23 protein-coding genes are annotated in these 24,478 nt (G+C 46.2%); 5 read left to right on the forward strand and 18 right to left on the reverse strand.

Annotation, left to right across the window (positions count from 1 at the left end):
• Positions 1–68: 68 nt before the first annotated feature.
• Entirely contained in the window at positions 69–1,238 is a 1,170-nt protein-coding gene (gene bmr / locus AC0OMU_RS09020; RefSeq protein ID WP_100506317.1) for a multidrug efflux MFS transporter Bmr, read from the forward strand.
• Between the two features lie 72 nt (positions 1,239–1,310).
• Entirely contained in the window at positions 1,311–2,147 is an 837-nt protein-coding gene (gene bmrR / locus AC0OMU_RS09025; RefSeq protein WP_327844515.1) for a multidrug efflux transcriptional regulator BmrR, read from the forward strand.
• A 61-nt stretch (positions 2,148–2,208) separates the two neighbouring features.
• Here the strand turns inward: bmrR and bfmBB are convergent, their stop codons facing one another.
• From bfmBB to AC0OMU_RS09065, 8 genes are all read right to left on the reverse strand, one after another.
• Positions 2,209–3,483, reverse strand: coding sequence for a branched-chain alpha-keto dehydrogenase complex dihydrolipoyllysine-residue (2-methylpropanoyl)transferase (gene bfmBB / locus AC0OMU_RS09030; protein WP_474241099.1), 1,275 nt, complete (start codon positions 3,481–3,483; stop codon positions 2,209–2,211).
• A gap of 22 nt (positions 3,484–3,505) precedes the next feature.
• Positions 3,506–4,489, reverse strand: coding sequence for a 3-methyl-2-oxobutanoate dehydrogenase subunit beta (gene bfmBAB / locus AC0OMU_RS09035; RefSeq protein ID WP_474241100.1), 984 nt, complete (start codon positions 4,487–4,489; stop codon positions 3,506–3,508).
• Between the two features lie 13 nt (positions 4,490–4,502).
• Complete coding sequence (gene bfmBAA, locus AC0OMU_RS09040) at positions 4,503–5,495, reverse strand: 3-methyl-2-oxobutanoate dehydrogenase subunit alpha (RefSeq protein ID WP_004398565.1); 993 nt, start codon at positions 5,493–5,495, stop codon at positions 4,503–4,505.
• Positions 5,496–5,516: 21 nt separating this feature from the next.
• Positions 5,517–6,941 (reverse strand): dihydrolipoyl dehydrogenase, encoded by a 1,425-nt coding sequence (gene lpdA / locus AC0OMU_RS09045; RefSeq protein ID WP_015384052.1) that lies wholly within the window; start codon positions 6,939–6,941, stop codon positions 5,517–5,519.
• A gap of 20 nt (positions 6,942–6,961) precedes the next feature.
• Positions 6,962–8,053: a butyrate kinase gene (buk, locus tag AC0OMU_RS09050; RefSeq protein ID WP_047182852.1), complete on the reverse strand. Its 1,092-nt coding sequence runs from the start codon at positions 8,051–8,053 to the stop codon at positions 6,962–6,964.
• Positions 8,054–8,071: 18 nt separating this feature from the next.
• Positions 8,072–9,166 (reverse strand): branched-chain amino acid dehydrogenase, encoded by a 1,095-nt coding sequence (gene bcd / locus AC0OMU_RS09055; protein WP_474241101.1) that lies wholly within the window; start codon positions 9,164–9,166, stop codon positions 8,072–8,074.
• Between the two features lie 11 nt (positions 9,167–9,177).
• Positions 9,178–10,077: a phosphate butyryltransferase gene (gene yqiS / locus AC0OMU_RS09060; protein ID WP_015384054.1), complete on the reverse strand. Its 900-nt coding sequence runs from the start codon at positions 10,075–10,077 to the stop codon at positions 9,178–9,180.
• Between the two features lie 124 nt (positions 10,078–10,201).
• Positions 10,202–12,280 (reverse strand): sigma-54 interaction domain-containing protein, encoded by a 2,079-nt coding sequence (locus AC0OMU_RS09065; protein WP_046340248.1) that lies wholly within the window; start codon positions 12,278–12,280, stop codon positions 10,202–10,204.
• A gap of 152 nt (positions 12,281–12,432) precedes the next feature.
• Between AC0OMU_RS09065 and AC0OMU_RS09070 the strand changes: the two genes are divergently transcribed.
• Positions 12,433–12,669 (forward strand): DUF2627 domain-containing protein, encoded by a 237-nt coding sequence (locus AC0OMU_RS09070; protein WP_003230304.1) that lies wholly within the window; start codon positions 12,433–12,435, stop codon positions 12,667–12,669.
• Between the two features lie 41 nt (positions 12,670–12,710).
• On the opposite strand, the gene prpB is transcribed toward AC0OMU_RS09070, so the two are convergent.
• The 9 genes from prpB to AC0OMU_RS09115 all read right to left on the reverse strand — a co-directional run bounded on the left by prpB (position 12,711) and on the right by AC0OMU_RS09115 (position 21,322).
• Entirely contained in the window at positions 12,711–13,616 is a 906-nt protein-coding gene (prpB, locus tag AC0OMU_RS09075) for a methylisocitrate lyase (protein WP_015384056.1), read from the reverse strand.
• 16 nt (positions 13,617–13,632) lie between these two features.
• Positions 13,633–15,051 (reverse strand): bifunctional 2-methylcitrate dehydratase/aconitate hydratase, encoded by a 1,419-nt coding sequence (locus AC0OMU_RS09080; protein ID WP_474241102.1) that lies wholly within the window; start codon positions 15,049–15,051, stop codon positions 13,633–13,635.
• 14 nt (positions 15,052–15,065) lie between these two features.
• The gene (mmgD, locus tag AC0OMU_RS09085; protein WP_474241103.1) at positions 15,066–16,184 is read right to left on the reverse strand and encodes a citrate synthase; all 1,119 of its coding nucleotides are present in this window, start codon (positions 16,182–16,184) and stop codon (positions 15,066–15,068) included.
• A 33-nt stretch (positions 16,185–16,217) separates the two neighbouring features.
• Entirely contained in the window at positions 16,218–17,357 is a 1,140-nt protein-coding gene (locus AC0OMU_RS09090) for an acyl-CoA dehydrogenase (protein ID WP_047182857.1), read from the reverse strand.
• Between the two features lie 27 nt (positions 17,358–17,384).
• On the reverse strand, positions 17,385–18,248 hold the full coding sequence (locus tag AC0OMU_RS09095; protein WP_474241104.1) for a 3-hydroxybutyryl-CoA dehydrogenase: 864 nt from the start codon (positions 18,246–18,248) through the stop codon (positions 17,385–17,387).
• A gap of 24 nt (positions 18,249–18,272) precedes the next feature.
• On the reverse strand, positions 18,273–19,454 hold the full coding sequence (locus AC0OMU_RS09100; RefSeq protein WP_474241105.1) for an acetyl-CoA C-acetyltransferase: 1,182 nt from the start codon (positions 19,452–19,454) through the stop codon (positions 18,273–18,275).
• A 127-nt stretch (positions 19,455–19,581) separates the two neighbouring features.
• Positions 19,582–20,313, reverse strand: a complete 732-nt coding sequence (locus tag AC0OMU_RS09105) for a glycerophosphodiester phosphodiesterase (protein WP_047182859.1) — start codon at positions 20,311–20,313, stop codon at positions 19,582–19,584.
• A 72-nt stretch (positions 20,314–20,385) separates the two neighbouring features.
• Positions 20,386–21,006 (reverse strand): N-acetylmuramoyl-L-alanine amidase, encoded by a 621-nt coding sequence (locus AC0OMU_RS09110; RefSeq protein ID WP_327830715.1) that lies wholly within the window; start codon positions 21,004–21,006, stop codon positions 20,386–20,388.
• Positions 21,007–21,025: 19 nt separating this feature from the next.
• Entirely contained in the window at positions 21,026–21,322 is a 297-nt protein-coding gene (locus tag AC0OMU_RS09115) for a hypothetical protein (protein ID WP_014480225.1), read from the reverse strand.
• Positions 21,323–21,629: 307 nt separating this feature from the next.
• Here AC0OMU_RS09115 and AC0OMU_RS09120 point away from each other — a divergent pair, with 307 nt between their 5' ends.
• Both AC0OMU_RS09120 and AC0OMU_RS09125 read left to right on the forward strand, forming a co-directional pair.
• Entirely contained in the window at positions 21,630–21,782 is a 153-nt protein-coding gene (locus AC0OMU_RS09120; RefSeq protein WP_015384065.1) for a hypothetical protein, read from the forward strand.
• A 72-nt stretch (positions 21,783–21,854) separates the two neighbouring features.
• Positions 21,855–22,973 (forward strand): NADH-dependent flavin oxidoreductase, encoded by a 1,119-nt coding sequence (locus AC0OMU_RS09125; RefSeq protein ID WP_017696437.1) that lies wholly within the window; start codon positions 21,855–21,857, stop codon positions 22,971–22,973.
• Between the two features lie 464 nt (positions 22,974–23,437).
• On the opposite strand, the gene spo0A is transcribed toward AC0OMU_RS09125, so the two are convergent.
• The gene (gene spo0A / locus AC0OMU_RS09130) at positions 23,438–24,241 is read right to left on the reverse strand and encodes a sporulation transcription factor Spo0A (protein ID WP_003226427.1); all 804 of its coding nucleotides are present in this window, start codon (positions 24,239–24,241) and stop codon (positions 23,438–23,440) included.
• Between the last annotated feature and the right edge of the window lie 237 nt (positions 24,242–24,478).

Below are 24,478 nucleotides of genomic sequence, written 5' to 3' on the forward strand. Positions count from 1 at the left end.
CCGTTGACTCTCCCCTAGGAGGAGGTCTTACAGTATAAGGGATACACACTTGAAAAAGGGGAAGTCATATGGAGAAGAAAAATATTACCTTAACTATATTATTAACCAATTTATTTATTGCTTTTTTGGGGATCGGGCTTGTGATTCCAGTAACGCCGACCATTATGAATGAATTGCATTTATCGGGGACCGCGGTCGGCTATATGGTTGCCTGCTTCGCTATTACACAGCTCATTGTCTCACCAATAGCCGGACGATGGGTTGATCGCTTCGGGCGCAAGATCATGATCGTGATCGGCCTGTTGTTCTTTAGTGTGTCGGAGTTTTTATTCGGCATTGGAAAAACAGTTGAGATGTTATTTATCTCCCGTATGCTGGGCGGTATCAGCGCAGCCTTCATTATGCCTGGGGTCACGGCTTTTATCGCAGATATCACGACCATTAAAACACGGCCAAAAGCGCTCGGTTATATGTCAGCCGCCATTTCAACAGGATTTATTATCGGCCCCGGCATCGGGGGATTTTTAGCAGAAGTCCATTCCCGGCTGCCTTTTTTCTTTGCGGCAGCTTTTGCACTGATAGCAGCCATTTTATCAATCCTCACGCTGCGCGAGCCGGGACGAAACCCTGAAAACCAGGAAATAAAAGGGCAGAAGACAGGCTTTAAACGGATTTTTGCCCCCATGTATTTCATAGCTTTTATCATTATCTTGATTTCGTCTTTTGGTTTAGCATCATTTGAATCTTTATTTGCATTATTCGTGGATCATAAATTCGGTTTTACGGCCAGCGACATTGCCATTATGATTACAGGAGGAGCGATTGTTGGCGCCATTACGCAAGTCGTCTTATTCGACCGCTTCACAAGATGGTTTGGCGAAATCCATTTAATTCGGTACAGCTTAATTCTCTCGACGAGTCTGGTATTCTTGCTGACAACGGTACATTCATATGTTGCGATTCTGCTGGTTACAGTCACCGTATTTGTCGGATTTGATCTCATGCGGCCTGCGGTAACGACTTACCTGTCAAAGATTGCGGGAAATGAGCAGGGGTTTGCCGGCGGTATGAATTCAATGTTTACAAGTATCGGCAATGTATTCGGGCCAATTATCGGCGGAATGCTGTTCGATATTGATGTAAACTATCCCTTCTACTTTGCAACGGTCACCTTGGCTATAGGGATTGCACTGACCATTGCTTGGAAAGCGCCTGCACATCTTAAAGCCAGCACGTGATAAGAAGCGCATTCTTTGTGTACTGCAAAGAATGCGCTTCTTCTTTATACTGATGATAGAAGGAGTGATGGCATGAAGGAATCGTATTACTCAATTGGGGAAGTTTCAAAACTGGCAAACGTGTCGATTAAAGCGCTCCGTTATTACGATAAAATTGATTTATTTAAACCCGCCTACGTCGACCCGAATACCAGCTACCGCTATTATACGGATTCTCAGCTCATTCATCTGGATTTGATCAAATCATTGAAATATATCGGCACACCTTTAGAGGAAATGAAAAAAGCACAGGACTTAGAGATGGAAGAACTGTTTGCTTTTTATACCGAGCAGGAAAGGCAAATCAGGGAGAAATTAGACTTTTTATCAGCACTGGAGCAAACCATTTCATTGGTGAAAAAGAGGATGAAACGGCAGATGGAATATCCCGCGCTCGGTGAGGTATTTGTTTTAGATGAAGAAGAAATACGGATCATTCAGACAGAGGCAGAAGGAATCGGGCCTGAAAACGTGCTCAACGCCTCCTACAGCAAATTAAAAAAATTTATCGAGTCAGCAGATGGATTTACGAACAATAGCTACGGCGCTACTTTCTCTTTTCAGCCCTACACCAGCATTGATGAAATGACTTACCGTCATATTTTCACGCCTGTATTGACGAATAAACAGATTTCATCAATTACGCCGGATATGGAAATCACAACAATCCCTAAAGGGAGGTATGCGTGTATCGCGTATAATTTTTCGCCTGAACATTATTTTCTCAACTTACAGAAGCTTATCAAATATATCGCGGACCGCCAATTAACAGTAGTCAGTGATGTATACGAGTTAATCATACCGATTCATTACTCCCCGAAAAAACAAGAAGAATATCGGGTTGAAATGAAAATACGGATCGCTGAATAATACAGCATAGTAAAAGAGCATTTTTTGAAACAAAACTTCAAAAAATGCTCTTTTTGCTTATTTAGTAAACAGATGTCTTCTCGTCAATCGATTCTAAAATTTGTTTCACACGTCCCAGGAATCGTCCGCACACGAGACCGTCAAGCACTCTGTGATCTAAGGACAGACACAGATTAACCATGTCTCTGACAGCAATCATGTCATTCTCCATGACAACCGGGCGTTTGACGATCGATTCTACTTGAAGAATCGCAGCCTGAGGGTAGTTGATAATGCCCATCGACTGAACAGAGCCGAACGAACCTGTGTTGTTGACGGTAAACGTGCCTCCCTGCATGTCATCTGCAGTGAGTTTTCCGTCTCTTACTTTTTTAGCTAGGCCGGTAATGTCTTTCGCAATGCCTTTAATTGTTTTTTCATCAGCGTTTTTAATCACCGGAACAAATAAAGAATCCTCTGTGGCAACTGCAATTGAAATATTGATATCCTTTTTCTGAATAATTTTGTCGCCCGCCCACATGCTATTCATTTGCGGGAATTCTTTTAACGCCTGAGCGACCGCTTTTACAAAAAAGGCGAAGAACGTTAAATTAAAGCCTTCTGTCTTCTTAAAGGAATCTTTTATACTGTTGCGATATGCAACCATATTTGTGACGTCGACTTCCATCATCGTCCAAGCATGCGGAATTTCTGTTTTGCTTCGCTTCATATTGGAAGCAATTGCTTTTCTTACACCTGTGACAGGGATTTCTTTATCACCGGCTGCAGACGCAGGATATGACGTCTCTTCTTTTGGCTCAGGTTTTGATGCAGACTTCGGTGCAGGAGCTGCTGTTTTCGGCTCCTCAGGATTCTGTTCTTGCACGCCGCCTGTTTCAATTAAGCGCTGAATGTCTTTTCGTGTGATGCGCCCGCCGGCACCTGTTCCTGTTACTTGTTCAAGATCAATGCCATGCTCTCCGGCCAAACGGAGTACAGCTGGCGAGTAGCGCTTTTTATTGGGCTGATCAGCTGCTTCGGCACTTTTTGCAGCAGGCGTCTCAGCGGCTTTTGAAGCAGCTGGCTGTTCTTGTTTTTGTTCAGCCGGATTCGCGCCTTCTGTTTCAATTTTGCAAATCACTTCTCCGACTTGCAGGGTTTGGCCTTCTTCTCCCACAAGCTCTGTTATCGTACCAGTAAAAGAAGACGGAACCTCTGCATTTACCTTATCTGTCATGACTTCCGCGATTGGATCGTATTTGTTCACTTTATCACCGGGGGCGACAAGCCATTTGCTGATCGTCCCCTCTGTTACGCTTTCTCCAAGCTGCGGCATCGTCATTTGTTCAATTGCCATGATTGTATCCTCCCTTACGTCTTTAAAACTCCGCTAATTCTCTCATCGCCGCTTCCACTTTATCAGGGTTGACCATAAAGTATTTTTCCATTGTCGGCGCATAAGGCATAGCCGGAATATCAGGACCTGCAAGCCGTTTGATCGGCGCGTCTAAGTCGAACAGACAATGCTCGGATATAATTGCGGCTACTTCGCTCATGATGCTGCCTTCTTTTGTATCTTCTGTAACCAAAAGAACCTTTCCAGTTTTGGACGCAGCTTCGATGATGGCTTCTTTATCAAGCGGGTAAACTGTTCTTAAATCCACCACATGCGCTGAAATGCCATCTTTTTCGAGACGTTCTGCAGCTTGTAAGGCGAAGTGGACACACAGGCCGTATGTGATCACTGTGATGTCGTCGCCTTCCCGTTTTACGTCAGCCTTGCCGATTGGCAGGACATAATCATCAGCCGGAACCTCTCCCTTTATCAGACGGTACGCCCGCTTGTGCTCAAAAAACAGCACTGGGTCTTCGTCACGAACTGCGGCTTTTAATAGACCCTTGGCGTCATATGGTGTTGATGGCATGACAATTTTCAGTCCGGGCTGGTTGGCGAAAATTGCTTCGACTGATTGAGAATGATACAGGGCTCCGTGCACGCCTCCGCCGTATGGCGCTCTGACGACAATCGGACAGATCCAGTCATTGTTGCTGCGGTAGCGGATTTTAGCCGCCTCAGAAATAATTTGGTTGACTGCCGGCATAATGAAATCAGCAAACTGCATTTCAGCAATCGGTCTCATTCCGTACATTGCCGCTCCGATACCGACTCCTGCGATCGCAGATTCAGCAAGCGGCGTATCCATAACGCGCTCTTCCCCAAATTGTTCATAGAGTCCGGCTGTTGCTTTAAACACACCGCCTTTTCTTCCTACATCTTCCCCAAGGACGAAAACGCGAGAATCTCGTTCCATTTCTTCTTTCATCGCCAAATTGATTGCATCAATATATGACATTACTGACATTTGTTCTTCCTCCCTACTTCGCATACACATAATCAAGCGCTGACTCAGGAGCTGCATAAGGGGCGTTCTCCGCTTCATCCGTCGCTTCATTTACGATTGCCATAATTTCATCCAGCATGGTTTGTTCTATCTCATCGGACAGCAGGCCTGTTTCCTTTAAGTAAGCTTGATAAGTAAGCAGGGGATCACTTTTTTTCGCTTCCTCTACTTCTTCACGGCCTCTATAGCTGCTGTCATCGTCATCACTGGAATGTGGTGTAAGGCGGTAAGAAATCGTTTCAATTAATGTCGGGCCTTCTCCTCTGCGCGCCCTTTCGCGTGCTTCTTTAACCGCTTGATAAACTTCCAGCGGATCATTTCCATTCACAGTTACGCCAGGCATCCCATAGCCTATGGCACGGTCGGAAATGTTCTCACATGCGACTTGCTTATCGTAAGGCACTGAGATTGCGTATTTGTTGTTTTCACACATGAAAATAACCGGCAGCTTATGGACAGCGGCAAAGTTCGCCCCTTCATGGAAATCGCCTTGGTTTGAAGACCCTTCCCCGAATGTAACAAAGGCTGCGATATCCTTTTTCTCCATACGTCCCGCAAGCGCAATACCGACTGCGTGCGGCACTTGCGTTGTAACCGGAGATGATCCCGTCACAATGCGGTTTTTCTTTTGTCCGAAATGCCCCGGCATCTGGCGGCCTCCTGAGTTCGGATCTGCTGCTTTTGCAAACCCGGACATCATTAAGTCCTTTGCTGTCATGCCAAACGCGAGCACGACACCCATGTCTCTGTAGTACGGCAATACATAATCCATTTCACGGTCAAGTGCGAAAGCCGCTCCTACCTGTGCTGCTTCCTGCCCTTGACAAGAGATTACAAATGGAATTTTGCCAGAACGGTTTAACAGCCACATTCTTTCATCGATTTTTCTTGCTAACAGCATGGTTCTATACATATCAACGGCTTCCTGATCAGTCAGCCCTAGTGCTTGATGTCGGTTTGTACTCATTCAAGCCCCTCCTTTATGCTTTTAAAAATGAATGGCTTTGCCATCTGCGGCAAGCGCTGCTTCTCCAATTGCTTCAGAAAGCGTTGGATGCGGGTGAATCGTTTGCCCGACCTCCCACGGCGTTGCGTCCAGCACTTTGGCAAGACCCGCTTCAGAAATCATGTCGGTGACATGCGGGCCGATCATATGAACGCCGAGAATATCATCTGTATCTCGGTCCGCCACGATTTTGACAAAACCGTCGCTTTCACCGTATACAAGCGCTTTTCCAATCGCCATAAATGGGAACTTGCCGATTTTGACATTATGCCCGTTCGCCTTTGCTTCGTCTTCGGTTAAGCCGACACTGGCAGCTTCAGGGCTTGAGTAAATGCACTTCGGCACAAGCGTCGGATCAAGCGGATGCGGATTGAGACCTGCAAAATGCTCAACAGCAATAATTCCCTCATGTGAAGCAACGTGAGCTAACTGGAGGCCACCGATTACGTCTCCGATTGCATAAATATGAGATTCCTTCGTTTGGCAGCTTTCATTGACTGAAATCATGCCATTTTCAGTAACAATATCGGTGTTCTCTAGGCCGATGCCTTCGATATTTGCCTGTCTGCCGATGGAAACAAGCATTTTCTCAGCAGAGTAGGTAACGGTTTCTCCGTCTTTTTCCGCTTGTATGCTGATATCGTCTGATGTTTTTGTCATTGTGTCAGGCAGCACTTTTGCCCCTGTTATGAACTGGATGCCTTTTTTCTTAAGAAGACTTTCCATTTCTTTTGAAATCTCTAGATCTTCAGTCGGCAATATGCGATCCGCGTATTCAATAACCGTTACCTTCACACCAAAATCATGAAGCATAGACGCCCATTCGATACCGATAACACCTCCGCCGACGATGATGATTGATTGTGGCAGCTCCTCCATTTGGAGCGCCTCATCTGAAGTCAGTACAGACTTACCGTCCGCTTCAAGACCCGGAAGCATTCTCGGTCTTGATCCTGTTGCAATGATCACTTGTTTCGGGATCAGCATGTCATTTTCTTCGCCATTTCCCCGCTCAACAGAAATTGTTCCCGGCAGCGGAGAGAAGATTGACGGTCCAAGGATACGTCCATATCCGGTGTATACGTCAATTTTTCCTTTTTTCATTAAATGATTTACACCCGCTGCAAGCTTATCAACAACGGCTTGCTTACGCTGCTGCACTTTTTCAAAGTTGAGGGACACGCCAGCCGTTTCCACCCCAAATTGATCGGCTTCACGAGCTGTCCGGTATACCTCTGCGCTTCTAAGCAGCGCTTTACTCGGGATACAGCCTTTATGCAGACATGTTCCCCCGAGTTTTTCCTTTTCCACAACGGCTGTTTTTAAGCCGAGCTGAGCGGCTCTGATGGCCGCAACATAACCGCCGGTACCGCCGCCCAGAATGACTACGTCATACTCAGTTGCCATGGTGACTCACTCCTGTCTGTCTATTCAATACGATATTGTTTGGATTGCTCTTCGCCCTGCAATACTCTGAGCGCCCCTTGGGCAAGAGACTGCAGTTCATTTTCACCCGGATAGACTAAAACGTCTGAAATCCAATCTATGTATGATCTGATAGCAGAAACAAAGCTTTTGCCGTACGCAAGGCCTCCCGTCAGCACAATCGCTTCAACTTCGCCTTTTAACGCCGCGCTGGCTGCCCCGATTTCCTTTGCTACCTGATATGCCATGGCATCATAAATGAAGCGGGCTTTTTCATCGCCCCCTTGAATCATCTGTTCCACTTTTACTGCATCATTTGTACCGAGATAGCCTAAAAGTCCGCCGGTGCCAACAAGCTTTTTCATGATTTCTTCTTTTGTATATTCCCCTGAAAAACATAGATCAACAAGATCTCCCGCAGGCACTGTTCCTGCTCGTTCAGGACTGAATGGTCCCTCGCCGTGTAGGCCGTTATTGACATCTACCACTCGCCCGCGGTCATGGACGCCAATTGTAATACCTCCGCCCATATGGGTAATAATCATTTTCATGTTCTCATATCGTTTGCCAAGGGAGGCTGCCGCTTTACGAGCGACAGCTTTTTGGTTTAACGCATGGAAAATGCTTTTCCGTTCAATTTCAGGCATGCCTGAAACTTTCGCAAGCACTGACATTTCGTCTACGACAACAGGGTCGACGATATACGAAGGGATATTCAGGCCGTCAGCGATTTCCCTCGCGATAATGCCGCCGAGATTAGAAGCATGCTGACCGGCGTAACCGCTTTTCAAGTCCTCAATCATTTCATCATTCACTACGTAGGTCCCGCCTTCAATTGGCCGAAGAAGGCCGCCTCTTGCGCAGACTGCATCAAACTTTGAGATATTGATTCCCTGTTCATGAAGCGTTTCGAGAATATGGTTTTTACGAAATTCATACTGATCAATAATTCGGTCAAATCGCTGCAGCTCTTCTATGTTGTGTCTCAATGTTTTTTCAAAAATGCTTCTTTCGTTATGAAAAACACCGATTTTCGTTGAAGTTGAGCCTGGATTAATTGTGAGAATGCGTTTTTCGTCAAGTAGCACTTTCATAACCTCCAGATCAATTTCTTAACGTCTGCTTAATACACTGTGGCCGTTTTGCAAAAACTGGCTTCTTGAGCGGCGCATGCGTTCAATCCGTTCCTCTGCTAAGCGGTCAGCCGCTAAATATGCAGGAATGCCGTCACGCTGAGAAATCTCAAGTACACGCTCGATATTGCCGTAAATGCCTTCGACTTTTTTCAATGCACGTTCTGCATTATAGCCGTAAAGCTCATCTGCCACGTTGATAACACCGCCCGCGTTAATCACGTAATCCGGTGCATAAACGATGCCCATTTCGTGAATTTGATCACCATGGCGGGTTTCTTTTAATTGGTTGTTAGCCGCACCTGCGATCACTTTCGCCTTCAGCTGTTTAATGGTATCGTCGTTAATAGTCGCACCAAGGGCACACGGCGCATAAATATCGCAGTCTTGTGAATAAATGTCATCAGGATCTACAGCACGGGCGCCAAAATCTTCAACTGCACGCTGTACAGATTGTTTGTTGATATCCGTAACGATTAAGTTTGCTCCTTCTTCATGCAGGTGGCGGCAAAGGTTATAGGCTACGTTCCCAACACCCTGTACAGCAATGGTTTTTCCTTCAAGAGAGTCGGTTCCGAAAGCAGCTTTAGCTGCTGCCTTCATTCCTCTATACACCCCGTACGCTGTGACTGGAGAAGGATTTCCAGAAGAGCCGAAAGCAGGAGAAATCCCTGTAACGTAGTCTGTCTCATCATGAATGATATCCATATCCTCGACCGTTGTACCCACATCTTCAGCCGTGATGTATCTGCCGTTCAGCCCTTGAATATAGCGGCCAAACGCGCGGAACATTTCTTCATTTTTGTCTTTGCGCGGATCGCCGATAATGACTGTTTTTCCGCCGCCAAGGTTTAAGCCTGCCGCCGCGTTCTTATAGGTCATGCCTCTAGCCAATCTGAGCGCATCTTCAATTGCCGCTTCTTCATTTTCATATGTCCACATTCTCGTTCCGCCAAGCGCCGGACCAAGCGTTGTATCATGAATCGCGATAATCGCTTTTAATCCAGATTGTTCATCATGGCAGAATACCAATTGTTCGTAATCGTATTTCTCCATATATTTAAAAAGTTCCATGTTCGTTCCTCCTAATGTGTGTATTCTTCAGATGCGCATATTGCCAGCGCAATGGAATACAGTTTATTTTCAGCAGAGTCCGCTCTGCTTGTTAAAGCAATCGGTGCTTTTGCTCCTGTAATGACAGCCGCCACGCTGGCCTTGGCAAAATAAATCAGTGATTTATATAAAATATTGCCGGCCTCAATTGTTGGGACGAGAAGGATATCTGCGTTGCCCGCTACGTCTCCCGAAATTTTTTTCTGGGCCGCGGCAATTTGTGAAACTGCGTTATCCAAAGCAAGCGGTCCATCAACAATGCAGCCTTTGATCTGGCCCCTTTTGTACATTTGAGCTAGAGCAGCTGCATTCACGGTCGCTTCCATTTTTGGGTTCACCGTTTCAACCGCTGCCAGAGCAGCTGCTTTTGGCATATTGTTCCCTACTGCATGGGCCACATGAACTGCATTTTGCAAAATCTGCCGAAGCTCTTCCAGCGAAGGGGCAATATTCATTGCCGAATCTGTTACAAACATCATTCTGTCAAAATCCGGTATATCAAACACAGCCACGTGGGAAAGGACACTTGATGACCGAAGCCCCTCCTGTCTGTTCAATACCGCTTTAAGCAAAACAGAAGTCGGCACATTCCCTTTCATTAAAACGTCCGCTGTTTTATGATGTACAGCACGAACCGCTAATTTCGCCGACTCCTCAGGTGTATCGGCATGGACGATTTCCACTTGATGCCCTTGCATGGATGATGTCAGCTCGTTCAGTTTTTTGCTGTCGCCCGTTAACAAGAAACGGGCGGATAGGTGCTCGGCAGCCAGCTTTACAGCCCGGATCACTTCCTCATCCTCAGCATGAGCAACCGCAATAGTCTTGTTTTTGTGCATCGACGCTTTGCCGATTAAATCTTTCAGCTTCATCTGCTACCACCTTTCTTGTTTCGACTCCGCCTTTTATTATGCAAGTTCCGTGCCAGCTCTTAAGGGTGCTGTCATACCAGATATATTGAAACATTCGTGCAGATGTTTGCGTTTATTCTGCAAATTATTGCATGCCTTCATTTGCAAGGCCATATTTATCCATTTTGTAATATAAATTCCGAATGCTGACACCGAGGGCTTTCGCTGTTTTTGTCCGGTTAAAATGATGCTTTTCGAGCGTTTGCTGGATCAAATGCGCTTCAAATTTTTCTACTGCGACAGACAGCTTTTCCCCTTCAATATCCGGAAAATCAAAACCTGTCCCCTGATCTGTGTCATTTTCTTTTTGCTCAAGTTCAAATATAGGCAAATGATCTTTTTCAATCCATTCCATATGCGGATTGAGAAAAATCATGGCTCGTCCAAGGACATTTTCAAGCTCGCGGACATTCCCAGGCCAATGGTAAGCAGATAAGGCGCGCAAGGCTTGCTGCGAGAGCCCTTTTACATTCCTGCCGTAATCCCGGTTGATCTTTTGGATAAGTCTGACGCTTAGTGCTTCAATGTCCTCCAACCGCTGACGCAAAGGCGGAATGGAGATGGGATAGCGGTTGATCCGGTAATACAGGTCTTCGCGAAACTTTCCATCCGCCATCGCCTTTTCAATATTTACATTTGTTGCCGCGATCACTCTGACGTTGACAGGGATCGCTTTCGTGCCGCCCACTCTGACGATTTCCTTTTCTTGAAGGACGCGTAGCAATTTGGCCTGCATATTTTGTGTCAGTTCACCAATTTCATCTAAGAAAATACTGCCGTTATTTGCTTCCTCAAATAAACCCTTTTTACCGCCGCGCTTCGCTCCTGAAAACGCACCATCCTCATAGCCGAACAATTCTGATTCGAGCAGGTTTTCAGAAAGGGCTGCACAATTCACGCGAATAAATTTATTGTATTTCCGGTCGCTTTCGTTATGGATGGCATGGGCGAACAGTTCTTTTCCTGTTCCTGATTCCCCGCGCAGCAAGATGGTTGCCGGTGTTTTCGCACCGAGCTTCGCCTGCTCAAGCGCAACCAGCATTTGCTCGCTTTTGCCGATAATGTCGTCAAACGTGTATTTCGCTTCAAGCGTGCGAATAATTTGTCTGGCGCGATTAAGCTCCGCTGTCAGCATTTTAATTTCGGAAACATCGTGAATCACGCCGACGCTGCCTTTCAAAATCCCGTCCACAATCACTGGTGCTACATTAACGATGACCTCTTTTTCATTCGGGCCGACCTTCATTCTGACACCGCGGACAGGACGTCTTGTTTCAAGCACCTTTAAATGCATGCTTTCGCCTTCGGAAATATCAGTGTTTGCAGGCTTGCCGATGACTTCTTTTTCAGAAAGCCCCGTCATTTTCGTATACGCTTTATTGATTAGCAGGCCAATGCCGTTTTCATCAACGACAGAAATCGCCTCATCGGAGGATTGAATAATTGCCTCCAGCATCGTACGGACCTGCTTTAAGTTGGTCACTTCCTCTGCCAGCTCGACCGCATCAGTGATATCTTTAAACACACAAAGAGCCCCGAGCAGACGTCCGCCTTCATCAATAATCGGCAGCCTTGTGGTCACAATTTGCAAATGATCGCCTAACAGCTGCTTCTGGTTGTATTCAGGCACTCTTGTTTTTAAAATCCGCGGCATCTTAGTGCTCGGAATCACTTCTTTTATTGGGCGCCCAATGACTTCCTCACGTTTTTTCCCGACCATTTTTTCGGCCATATGGTTAAAGAGAATGATTTCTTCATTGATATCAATAAAAATCATTCCATCATGGGTGGAATTAAAAATTCTGTCATATTTATAGGTTTGCTCTTTTAGCATTTGAATCAGGTGCTGCTTTTCTTCCATCAGCTGAAAAACGATGTATGCCATTTTTCCCGGCATGACAATGGTATCTTTATGCTTTTTTTGAAGGAGCTCGTCAAACACGGCTTGATCGCCGGTGGTATGAATGACGATATCCGGTTTTTGTTGTATGTAAGGTTTCCAATCAGATGAAACGGCAATCCCATACTGTTCTGCTTCTTTCAATCCCGGCGCCTCGGGGTCTTTGTCAACTACGGCAATGATATCTATGATGGCTGTTTTAATCAGAATATGTAATAACGCCGTTCCCCTTTTGCCGGCACCTACTATCAGTACCTTTTGCATCCCGATACCCCTTTGCATGAAAAAATTTGCACACCTATTTATTCCGTTGCAATAATTTGCACAACCCTATGTTACCACGTTTTCTTCTCTTGACAAAATATTTTTTCCGCTGGACAATAAAGGAAATGAAAAGATAAAGGGGTTTTCTGAAGATGAGCCGACTTCTTGCGCTTTTAATATTAGTCATCCCCGGGGCTATTTCTGCTTTAGGCATTAAACTGATGAGAGATACACTTTTCGGCCATACAATCAAGCCATTTTCAGCTCTTTGGCTCCAAGGGTTGTCAGGATTCATCTTTTTTGCGATCGGCCTCTATGTGCTGGCCGGGTTCATTTTATACAGAGACAGAAAACGCAATCAAGTCAGCCCGCGATTCAGAAAACGATAGCTGAAAAAAAAGCCGGAGAATGCTCCGGCTTTTTTGTTACACTATTCGTCAGGCAAAACGGTCTTGGCAATCGTTTTGTCTAACGCTTCATAATCATAATAAGAAATCGTATCGTACAGTTCTTTTCGTGTCTGCATATCTTGAAGTCCTTCTTTTTGTGACCCGTGCTCCTTCATCAAACCAAACATCCGCTCACAAGCTTTTGCCGCCGCCCGAAGCGAGGTGACAGGATATATCACCATGTGAAACCCCATATCTTCGAATTCATCGGCACGATAATACGGCGTTTTCCCAAATTCAGTCATATTCGCAAGGAGCGGAACGGGGATACGCTCAGCAAACTGGCGGAATTCATTCTCCGCCTGTAGCGCTTCCGGGAAAATTGCGTCCGCTCCCGCCTCAATGTAAGCCTCTGAACGTTTTATTGCGGCATCAAGCCCTTCCTGCGCCCTGGCATCAGTACGGGCAACAACAATAAGGGAGGGTGCCGTTTGTTTAATGGCTTTTATTTTTTGCGCCATTTCCTTTATCGGAACTAGCTGTTTGCCATTTAAATGTCCGCATTTTTTTGGGAGCTGCTGGTCTTCTATTTGAACGGCTGCTACCCTGGCTTCAAGCATCTCCCGGGCGGTTCGGGCGGCATTTAAGACACCGCCAAATCCCGTATCGATATCCACAAGCAGAGGCAGATCAGCTGCACGCACAAGATCTTTGGCCCGTTCAGCTATCTCTGCCGATGTGATGATCCCTAAATCAGGCAGCCCCCTGCTGGCTGTATAGGCAGCACCGGACAAATAAATAGCAGAAAAACCGGCTTCTTTCGCAAGCAAAGCGGCCATCCCGTCATGGGCGCCGGGAATTTGAAGAATGTCCGGTGCTGACATCAGCTTGCGGAAACGCCCGGCAAGCTCCTCTTGTGACGATTGCTTATTGACGATCCACGACATGAAACAAATCCCCCTTTTACATGCAGAACATGTCTACGAATTCATTTACGCGCATCGTTTGTAATGTCTCATAGCTGGTACAGCGCTCATAAATGTGTTTGTGCTGTTTATCAGGAAAATGGGTTTTGAGATTGCCAGAAAACTTTTCCAGCAGTTTCGGCACTGCTTCCTCTCTTCGAAAACGATGGCCGAGGGGAAACTCACATTCCACCATTTCCGTGCTCGTTCCGTCTTTAAAATGAACCTGAACGGCATTTGAGATGGAACGTTTATCAGGCTTCAAATAATCCTCGGTATATGTTTTATTTTCAGTCACTTCCATTTTATCACGAAGTTTATCTATTCTCGGATCACTCGCTGTTTCAGCTTCATAATGCTGTGCCGTGATATCACCAAAAAGCAAACCGATTGCTGTAATGTATTGGAGGCAGTGATCACGGTCTGCCGGATTGTGGAGCGGGCCTTTTTTATCAATGATTCGGATAGCGGATTCATGCGTTCTGATGACAACTCGGTCAATCTCGTCAATCCGGTTCTTTACCTGCGGGTGAAGAATGACGGCGCACTCCGCCGCTGTCTGGGCGTGAAATTCCGCAGGATAAGACACTTTAAATAACACATTTTCCATGACATAAGCGTCGAGCGGTCGGGCAAGCTTGATCTCTTTCTTATTGAATAAAACGTCTTGGAACCCCCAACCCGGTGCACTCAGGGCTGTCGGATAACCCATTTCCCCTTTTAACGACATCAGCGCCAAATGAACACCTCTGCTCGTTGCATCTCCTGCCGCCCATGATTTACGCGAGCCTGTATTCGGTGAATGGCGGTATGTCCTCAATGCTGCATTGTCAATCCATGCATTCGAAAGGGCATTTTTGATTTCTTCTCTTCCGCCGCCCAAAAGCTTTGCCGCAACAGCGGTTGTCGCAACTTTGACAAACAGCACATGGTCAAGGCCAACTCGATTTAAGCTGTTTTCTAACGCCAGCACACCTTGAATCTCGTGCGCTTTGATCATCATCTCAAGTACGTCGCGTACCGTTAACGGCTCTTTTCCTTCAGACAGCCTCACTCTTGATACATAGTCAGCAGCGGCAAGGATCCCTCCCAAGTTATCGGATGGATGCCCCCACTCCGCCGCCAGCCACGTATCATTGTAATCGAGCCAGCGAATCATGCAGCCGATATTAAACGCTGCCCTCACAGGATCGAGAACATATGACGTTCCCGGCACTTTGCTTCCATTCGGCACAGTCGTTCCTGGAACAATCGGGCCAAGCAGCTTTGTGCATTCCGGATACCGTAGCGCCAAGATCCCGCAGCCCAGGGTATCCAGTAATACATGCCCCGCTGTTGTATACGCTTCGGCACTTGTAATCTCTTTTTCAAGCACATAGTCTGTGATTTCTTCGATAACACGATCCGTTTTCGGCATTCTACCAACTCCTTTCATGACTTTGTTTGATATCGCGGGCCCATGTAACTGACACGGGGACGGAAGAGCCGATTATTGGCATGCTGTTCGATCACATGAGCGCATAAACCGGACGTTCTCGCGCTGAAAAAGACCGGCGTATATAAAGGAATCGGTATGCCGAGCATCCAATACACCGGGGCAGCATAGTAATCCAAATTCGGGTAAAGCCCTTTTTCCTTCTCCATCAGCCGCTCACCCGCTTCGCACATCTCATATAAACGATAGTCACCGGCTTTATCGCATAATTGCTGCAGCGCCTCTTTCATCATGAGTGCTCTCGGGTCCATTTTTTTCATATACACCCGGTGGCCGAAGCCCATGATTTTTTCTTTTCTTTTCAGTTTTGTTTGCAGAAGCTGCTCAAAATCAGATGTCGTTTTTGCCTCCAAAAGCAAATACATTACAGCTTCGTTTGCTCCTCCGTGAAGATTCCCTTTCAGGGAAGCGACAGCCCCAGTCAAAGCCCCATAAAGATCTGAATGTGTAGATGCAATGACCCTGGCCGCAAAGGTTGAATTCGGCATCTCATGCTCACTGTACAGGACGAGCGACCGGTCAAAAATCTGTTCTTCCAATGAAGACGGCAGTTTCCCTGTCATCATGTATAGAAAATTCGCACTGTAGGATAGGGTTTGAAGCGGAAGAATCGGCTCTTTCTTATTAATGATCCTGTAGCTGGCAGCAGTGAGGGCAGGCATTTTCCCAAGAAGCTGATAGGCGCGTTCTTTGTTTGCGGAAGGAGACCGATCATCAATTTGCCGATCATAGCCAGCAAGTGCCGACAGGCCGGTACGCAGACTATCCATTGGATGAGTGTCCTCAGGGAGCAGCTCAAGCAGACGGAGATGATCAGCAGGCAGGCTTGAGGCACTGTTTATTTTATGTTCCAGCGTCTCCATTTCACTTTCTTCTGGCAGCCTGCCCTCCAGCAATAAATGGACAAGCTCCAGGTAGCTTTTTGTTTCAGAAAGTTCTATTAAATCATAGCCTCGTATCAAAATCTGGCTGGACTGGGTGTCAAGATAAGAAATATGAGTTTCTGCCGCAATCACACCGTCCAACCCTGGAGAATATTGCTGTTTCTTCTCCATATCCTCAACCTCCGTTTTTGCGTTTTTTGTCTATCAGGTTCCGCCAAGCAAATACTTGGAAATAATCAGTCTTTGAATCTCATTCGTCCCTTCATAGATTTGCGTCACCTTTGCATCGCGAAGCAAGCGCTCAACCGGATAATCCTTCATATAGCCATATCCCCCATAAATTTGAACGGCGTCTAACGCCGCCTTCACGGCTGCATCGGAAGCAAATTGTTTAGCCATAGACGCTTCTTTTCCACAATTTAGGCCACGGTTATGGAGGTCTGCAGCGTGGTAGACAAGATGTCTTGCCGCCTCAGCCCTAGTCGCCATATCAGCCAGCTTAAATGAAATGGCTTGATTGGCTGCGATCGGTCTTCCAAATTGCACTCGCTGCTTCGCATAATTAACGGCATGCTCAAGAGCCGCCTCTGCAATTCCGAGCGCCTGTGCCGCAATGCCGATCCGGCCGACATTTAAATTCGCCATAGCAATGTGAAAGCCATCCCCCTCTTTGCCAAGCAAATTGGCTTCAGGCACTTCTGCATTATCAAAAATCAGTTCCGTAGTATTGGAGCCATAAAGCCCCAGCTTTCTTTCTTTTTTTCCAACGGTAAAACCGGGTGTGTTTTTTTCAACAATAAAAGCCGAAATCCCGTGCCTGCCTTGATCTGGAGCTGTTAAAGCAAATGTGATATAGATATCAGCTGCTCCGCCATTCGTTATGAATATTTTCGATCCGTTTAATAGATATTTGCCGTTCTTTTTGATTGCTGTTGTGCGAAGGCTCCCGGCATCCGACCCCGAGTGAGGCTCCGTTAGTGCAAATGCGCCCAAATGGTCTCCTGACGCGAGCTTTGGTATATATTTCATCTTCTGTTCTTCGTTTCCGAAATACAGAATCGGATTTGTGCCGACTGAGGTATGAACGGAGAGAATCACACCGACAGCCGCGCTGATTCTAGAAATCTCATGAATCGCCAAAATATAAGAAACAACGTCCGCCCCGGCACCGCCGTATTGTTCCGGCACCGGTATTCCCATCAGGCCGTATTCGCCCATTTTTTTGATCAGCTGAAAGGGAAATTCGTCCGTTTTCTCCATGATTTCCGCAGCGGGAGCAATTTCTTTTCGTGCAAAATCACGCACCATTTTTCGCATCATGACTTGCTCTTGGGTTACATGCAACTCGGCCACCCCCGGATGGAATAGACTTCAGGAAGTCCTCTCCTCATAGTCATAAAAACCGCGTCCGCTCTTTTTGCCAAGCCAGCCTGCTTTGACATACTTGCGGAGCAGCGGGCAAGGACGGTATTTGGAATCGCCAAGGCCTGATTGAAGGACTTCCATAATTGATAAACACGTATCCAGTCCGATAAAATCCGCTAATGCAAGCGGCCCCATCGGATGATTCATGCCCAGCTTCATCACTTCGTCTATTGCCTCCGGCTTAGCCACTCCCTCATACACGCAATAGATGGCTTCATTAATCATTGGAAGAAGCACACGGTTGGAAACAAACCCAGGAAAATCATTGACTTCTACCGCTGTTTTCCCCATCTTCTCCGCTAATGCCATAACATCTAAGGCCGTTTCTTCTGATGTAGCCAAGCCGCGAATCACTTCAACCAGCTTCATTACAGGGACAGGATTCATAAAATGCATGCCAATAACCCGTTGAGGACGGTTTGTTACAGCAGCGATTTCTGTAATAGGCAAGGAAGATGTATTGCTGGCCAAAATCGTATGAGGCGGGCACATGCGATCAAGTGTTTTAAACATCTCAGTTTTTGCCGCCATGTTTTCTGCGATAGCCTCAATCACAATGTCCGCATGCTCTGCCTCCTCAAGCGTTTGAGAAATCGAAATGCGGCTGATTACGCTCTTCACTTCCGTCTCGGTCCTTTTTCCTTTCTCAGCATCACGGGCCAGCTGTTTCTTCAGCCGTTTCAATCCTGCCTCCGCAGCCTCTTTATTCACATCATACATCCGCACATAAAAGCCCGCGTCGGCGGCTGTTTGAGCAATTCCGCTTCCCATCTGACCTGCGCCAGCTACCATGATTTGTTTGATTTCCATTCAAATCCCCTTTTTCATCATGTTTTAATGAACCTGCACTAAGACGGCGTCTCCCTGTGCTGCCCCGCTGCAAATAGCGGCAACGCCCAGCCCCCCTCCCCGGTGCTTTAATTCATAAACAAGCGTCATGAGAATTCTTGCCCCGCTCGCGCCGATCGGGTGGCCGAGCGCGATGGCACCGCCATTTACATTTACTTTTTCAAGATCGAAACCTACGATTTTTTCACATGTCAAAACAACTGAAGCAAAAGCTTCATTTACTTCAAACAAGTCAATATCTTGGACAGTTAAACCGTTCTTTTTCAGGAGCTTGTTAATTGCAAATCCCGGCGCTGCCGCCAGCTCGTGCGCTGGCATTCCCACAGTTGAAAAACCAAGAATTGTAGCCAGAGGCCGTTTGCCAAGCTCAGCAGCTTTTTCCTCAGACATCAGCACGAACGCGCCGGCTCCGTCATTGACCCCAGGAGCATTGCCGGCTGTGATAGAACCGTCACTTGCATAAATCGGAGCAAGTTTCGCGAGCTGATCCAGACTTGTGTCACGGCGAATCGCTTCATCTTTATGAACAACGTTTGGTTTTCCTTTTCGACCGATCCAGTTGACGGGAACAATTTCATCCTGAAACTTCCCTTCATCGGCTGCCTTAGCTGCCCTTGCATGACTTCTCAACGCCCATTCGTCCTGCTCTCTTCGTGAGATTGCATATTCCTTGGCAGCTGTATTTCCGTGAATAGCCATGTGCACCTCGTCAAACGCGCACGTTAATCCGTCATACACCATTAAGTCCCTAAGCTCGCCGTCCCCCATCCGTGCTCCCCAGCGCCCGGCGGGAACGGCATACGGGATATTGCTCATGCTTTCCATTCCCCCGGCAACAAGTATGTCCGCATCCTGCGCCCGAATCATTTGATCACATAAAGTGACAGCGCGAAGGCCGGAAGCACAGACTTTATTCAGTGTTTCTGACGGCACACTCCAAGGCATTCCCGCCAGACGGGCAGCTTGACGGGAAGGTATCTGCCCTGAGCCGGCCTGGACAACCATGCCCATGACGTTTCCTTCTACATCATCTCCAGAGACTCCAGCCCGTTGCAGCGCCTCCTTCATCACAATGCCCCCAAGCTCAGCAGCTTTCACCTCTTTCAATACTCCGCCGAATTTGCCAAATGGCGTTCTTGCAGCACTTACAATGACTGTTTTCCTCATGGTTTCACCTCATTCAGAAGATAGACAGCGCTTACAATTTCTAGTTGTCTTCTATGAATGTATGCTTTGAAACGGGCATGAATGAATGAAAAAAGAAGGCTGCGTCAAACAGCCTCCTTCTAAACAACTATTCATTTTTCAGCAATGCCGCAGCCTTTTCTGGAAAGTCGGTAAACATGCCGTCTGCTCCCGCTTCAATGAGACGCTTCATATCTTCCGGACGATTGACTGTATACGGCCTTACCTTAATCGAACTGTTCCTCATTTTCTTCAGCACTTCATCTGTGGCCCCTGGGCTGTTTAGCTTCGGGTGATAGCCGGAAGCCGGAATAGATATGATATATTGATCTGCCTGATAAAGCACATCTGAAGTTAATACTGCCCGTTCGATATGCGGTGCAAGCCGGGCGCATAGCGCCAAGCTGTCATGATTAAAGGTGGATAGGATGACTCTCTCCTCTACATTGAATCGCTTCACTGCCTCCAGCACTTTTTCTTCCATTCCCTCATAGCGGATCACGCTGTTTTTTAATTCAATGTTGATGAGAAAATCCTTTTTTACCGCCCACGAGAGCACATCTTCTAGCAGCGGCACTTTTATATCGCTGTACGCTTGATCGTGACCAGCGGCCGCATTCGCAGTCTTTACCTCATCATAGGTTGTATCCTTCACGAATCCTTTAAGTGATGTCGTGCGGTTAAGTCTTTCATCATGAATCACAACAATGCGTCCGTCTTTCGTCAGCTGTACATCAAGCTCTATCCCATCTGCTCCGGCTTCAATTCCTTTTTCAAATGCAAGCATTGTATTTTCGGGAAATTGACCTGATGCCCCCCGGTGGGCAAAAATCTTTGTCATCGTTTCACCTCAAACCCTAAAGTTTTCTCCATTATACTTATTTTGTCGGCTCCACTCTAGGATTAAGGCAATCTACTGATCATAATAAGAATCAATGCCGTTGACAATCGCATCGGCGGCCTTTTGCTGGTATTCTTCACTTCCCAGCTTGTCCGCATCAGAGCTGTTAGTGATAAACCCAAGCTCCGCCAACACGCTTGGCATTTGTGAATATGTAATGACGTAAAAGTCTGATTCTTTCACGCCCCTGTCTCTCGTTTGTAAGGAAGAAACGAGCTCTGACTGAATATCGGATGCCAGACGCCGGCTGTTCTCCCCTTCATAATCAGATTGAAAATACGTTTCTGTTCCTGAAGCTGAAGCAACCCCAGAATTCACATGAATGCTGACAAAAAGGTCAGCCTGATTGGCACTTGCCTTAGCCACTCTTTCCTCCAAGGTCAGAAAATGATCGTCAGACCGGGATGCAACAGGATTGGCTCCCTCCTCTTTTAGTTTGTCTGTCACATGCTCTGAGACAGCCAAATTAATATCCTTTTCAAAGAGCCCGTTTCCGACCGCTCCACTATCTTCACTGCCGTGTCCGGCATCAATATACACCGTTTTCCCTTCTATCGGCTCTGCTGCCTGTGCACAAGGCGCGAGCGTCAAAGCCAATCCGCACAGCGCCAAGCTCCTCCATAACATTCTCAACTTACTCCCTCCGGTCTTTTTATGACGAGTTCTTTCGCAGCTGAATATCTTCCAGCTGTAAAGTTCCATTATCCTTCTTTGTATATTTCACCAGGACATGTGTCTGATCTGGCAGTGATTCACATTCATCACGTTTATCCTTCGGAACTTGTATCATGGTTTCTTCTCCATTAAGAGAAACCGCAATCGTATGAGGATCAGCCGAGCCAATGTATTTTCCCTCTTCGGTAAACCTTGGCACTGAGTCATCCGCACTTGCAACACTGCACCCCGAAAGAAAGAGCGCAGTAAACAGCAAAAGAACCGTTTGTTTCACATGACCACCTCTTCCTGATGTTTGGCTTTTATCTTTGACCAGAATGGCGAATTTGTAAAGACAACGCGAATGCAGGCGAGCAAGTTCCATGATTTTCAAAAGGGCTATACGACCCGATCATTTCCTGTTGTTAGAAAGATAACGAGCAGATTTGTCTATGAGGATGGCTCTAATTGAGGCGCCAATTAGAAAAAATTAGCGGAAAGAAGCAACTTTTTATTCATTTTAAAAAATTTGAGAATAGGGTGAGCAAATCGTTTGACGGGTGGGTCAGCCAAGCGTAACCTTTTAAAGGATATTTACTTTATTGAAAGAAGTTAAAGCCATGAAAAAATTCGTTCTGCTGCTGGCGGCAGCTGTCATCACATGCTCCATCGGCCACCAAATCAGCGGCGGCTACAAAGGTCCCGAAAAAGAGCGGCGAAAACATCACTCTGCATTCAAGATATTCAGTCGGTAAAGCAGATCAATTGCATTAATTTTTACATATAGGCTAGAATATGTGCGAATCCAAACGAAAGAAGATGATCAAATGAATCCTAAGTATAAGCCACTGTTTGAACCATTTACGTTTAAAAGCGGCGTTACAATCGACAACCGGATCGCGGTAGCACCGATGACTCATTACGCTTCTAATGAAGACGGTACAATATCTGAAGCGGAGCTCGACTACATCATCCCCCGTTCAAAAGAGATGGGAATGGTGATTACAGCCTGCGCAAATGTTACACCGGACGGAAAAGCATTCCCCGGGCAGCCGGCCATCCATGACGATTCCAACATTCCAGGTTTAAAAAAGTTAGCACAAGCCATTCAGGCACAAGGCGCTAAAGCCGTTGTACAAATTCATCACGGCGGTATTGAGTGCCCGTCTGAGCTCGTTCCTCAACAGGATGTTGTGGGGCCAAGTGACGTGTTTGATAACGGCAAACAAATTGCTCGCGCATTAAAAGAAGAAGAAGTGGAAAACATTGTGAAGGCGTTTGGAGAAGCGACAAGACGCGCCATTGAAGCCGGCTTTGACGGTGTCGAAATTCACGGGGCAAACGGCTACTTGATTCAGCAGTTTTATTCTCCGAAAACCAATCAGCGCACGGATCGCTGGGGAGGAAGCGATGAAAAACGATTAGCCTTCCCGCTCGCTATTGTCGATGAAGTGAAAAAAGCCGCTTCAGAACATGCGAAGGGTGCGTTCCTAGTCGGATACCGTCTGTCTCCGGAAGAACCTGAGACACCGGGATTGACAATGACTGAGACTTATACGCTTGTTGATGCTTTAGGGGATAAAGAATTGGATTATCTTCATATCTCACTGATGGACGTGAACTCAAAAGCGCGCCGCGGTGCAGATCCGACTCGCACACGCATGGACTTATTGAATGAACGTGTCGGAAACAAAGTGCCGCTGATCGCCGTCGGTTCCATCCATTCCGCTGATGACGCGCTTGCCGTCATCGAAAACGGTATTCCGCTAGTCGCTATGGGACGCGAAATTCTAGTTGACCCTGACTGGACGGTAAAAGTAAAAGAAGGCCGTGAAAAGCAAATCGAAACAGTGATCAAAGGCACAGATAAAGAAAAATATCATTTGCCTGAACCGCTATGGCAAGCAATTGTGAACACGCCAGGCTGGGTGCCTTATAAAGATTAATATGCAAAGACTGCCGTACCGATTCGGCAGTCTTTTTTCCCTTTATATAAATAGTTTGTGTACACATCTAAACAGCAAAAGAAAGAGCTCCCCACCTACTTCGAAAAGAAAATCTAGGAAAAACCCCTCACGCTTTCTTGCTTTTTTCTTTTTCATTCGTACGTCTCCTTTTTACATTAATACGCCTTACTTACGATTTTGCAGGAGAAAGGTTTCATTTTATAACGGACACATCTGAGTCGATCATGCTTCGTGATCCTATAAGATGTATGAATGAACCAAAAGTGCAGGTAATACCGCCATTAGCTTTCCTTACTTTTCAAACCTATCCTTTACTATATGCGGATACTTACTATTCTTCTCCCATACTAACAAATGTCCCCAAAACAAAACGCCTCCTATTTATCAGCGCAAACTAATAAATAAAAGACGTTTGATTTAATGACCACTTAATAAGCTCATGTTTAAGAAGCCTTATGTTCTAATCTCAGCTTATCCGCAACCATTGCAATGAATTCACTGTTGGTAGGTTTAGCTTTTGTCATGCTGACTGTATAACCGAACAACGAGGAAATGGAATCAATGTTTCCTCTGCTCCATGCCACTTCAATTGCATGGCGGATCGCTCTTTCTACACGGCTTGCGGTTGTGTTAAATTTTTTGGCGATGTCCGGATAGAGGACTTTTGTAATGCTGCCGAGCAATTCGATGTCATTGTATACCATTGAGATTGCTTCGCGCAGATAGAGATAGCCTTTAATATGGGCTGGGACGCCGATTTCATGGATAATGCTTGTGATGCTCGCGTCGAGATTTTTCTTCTTTGGTTCAGGCTGGCTGCTGCGTATAATACTGCTTTGCGATGATGGCGCACGATGCGTCACACTGCTGGCATTTCCGCTGACCTGGCGGATATGGCCGACAAGGTTTTCCATATCAAACGGTTTGAGAATAAAGTAGGACGCGCCTAAATCGACGGCCTTTTTCGTGACATCTTCCTGTCCAAAGGCTGTCAGCATAATGACATTCGGCTGTTTTTTCAGATCTGATTCCCTCAGCCTCTCTAAAACCGCAAGTCCGTCTAAATGCGGCATAATAATATCTAATACGAGCACATCGGGATCTTTTTCTTTAAACAACGACAGGCATTCCTGTCCGTTATAAGCAACGCCAATCACTTCCATGTCTTCCTGTCCTTCTATATATTCACTTAACAGGCTTACCAGCTCTCGATTATCATCAGCAACACAAACTTTAATTTTCTCCACGTTTCTTCCTCCCCAAATGTAGTTAACAGGATTCACCCTTGCTACATGTTTACATTCGACAAAACCGCTATATACCCTTTAAAAAAATCATAATCACCAATATTAGTGGCATATCTTTGTTATTCTATGTTTTTCTCTGTTTTTCGACTAAAAATGAAATTTGACAAACAAGGAAACGTGAATTTGTCGAAAAATCTTCTTTTGTATATTTTACCTTATGTATTCTGAGAAGTGAAG

The organism is Bacillus sp. FAU18, assembly GCF_056033885.1.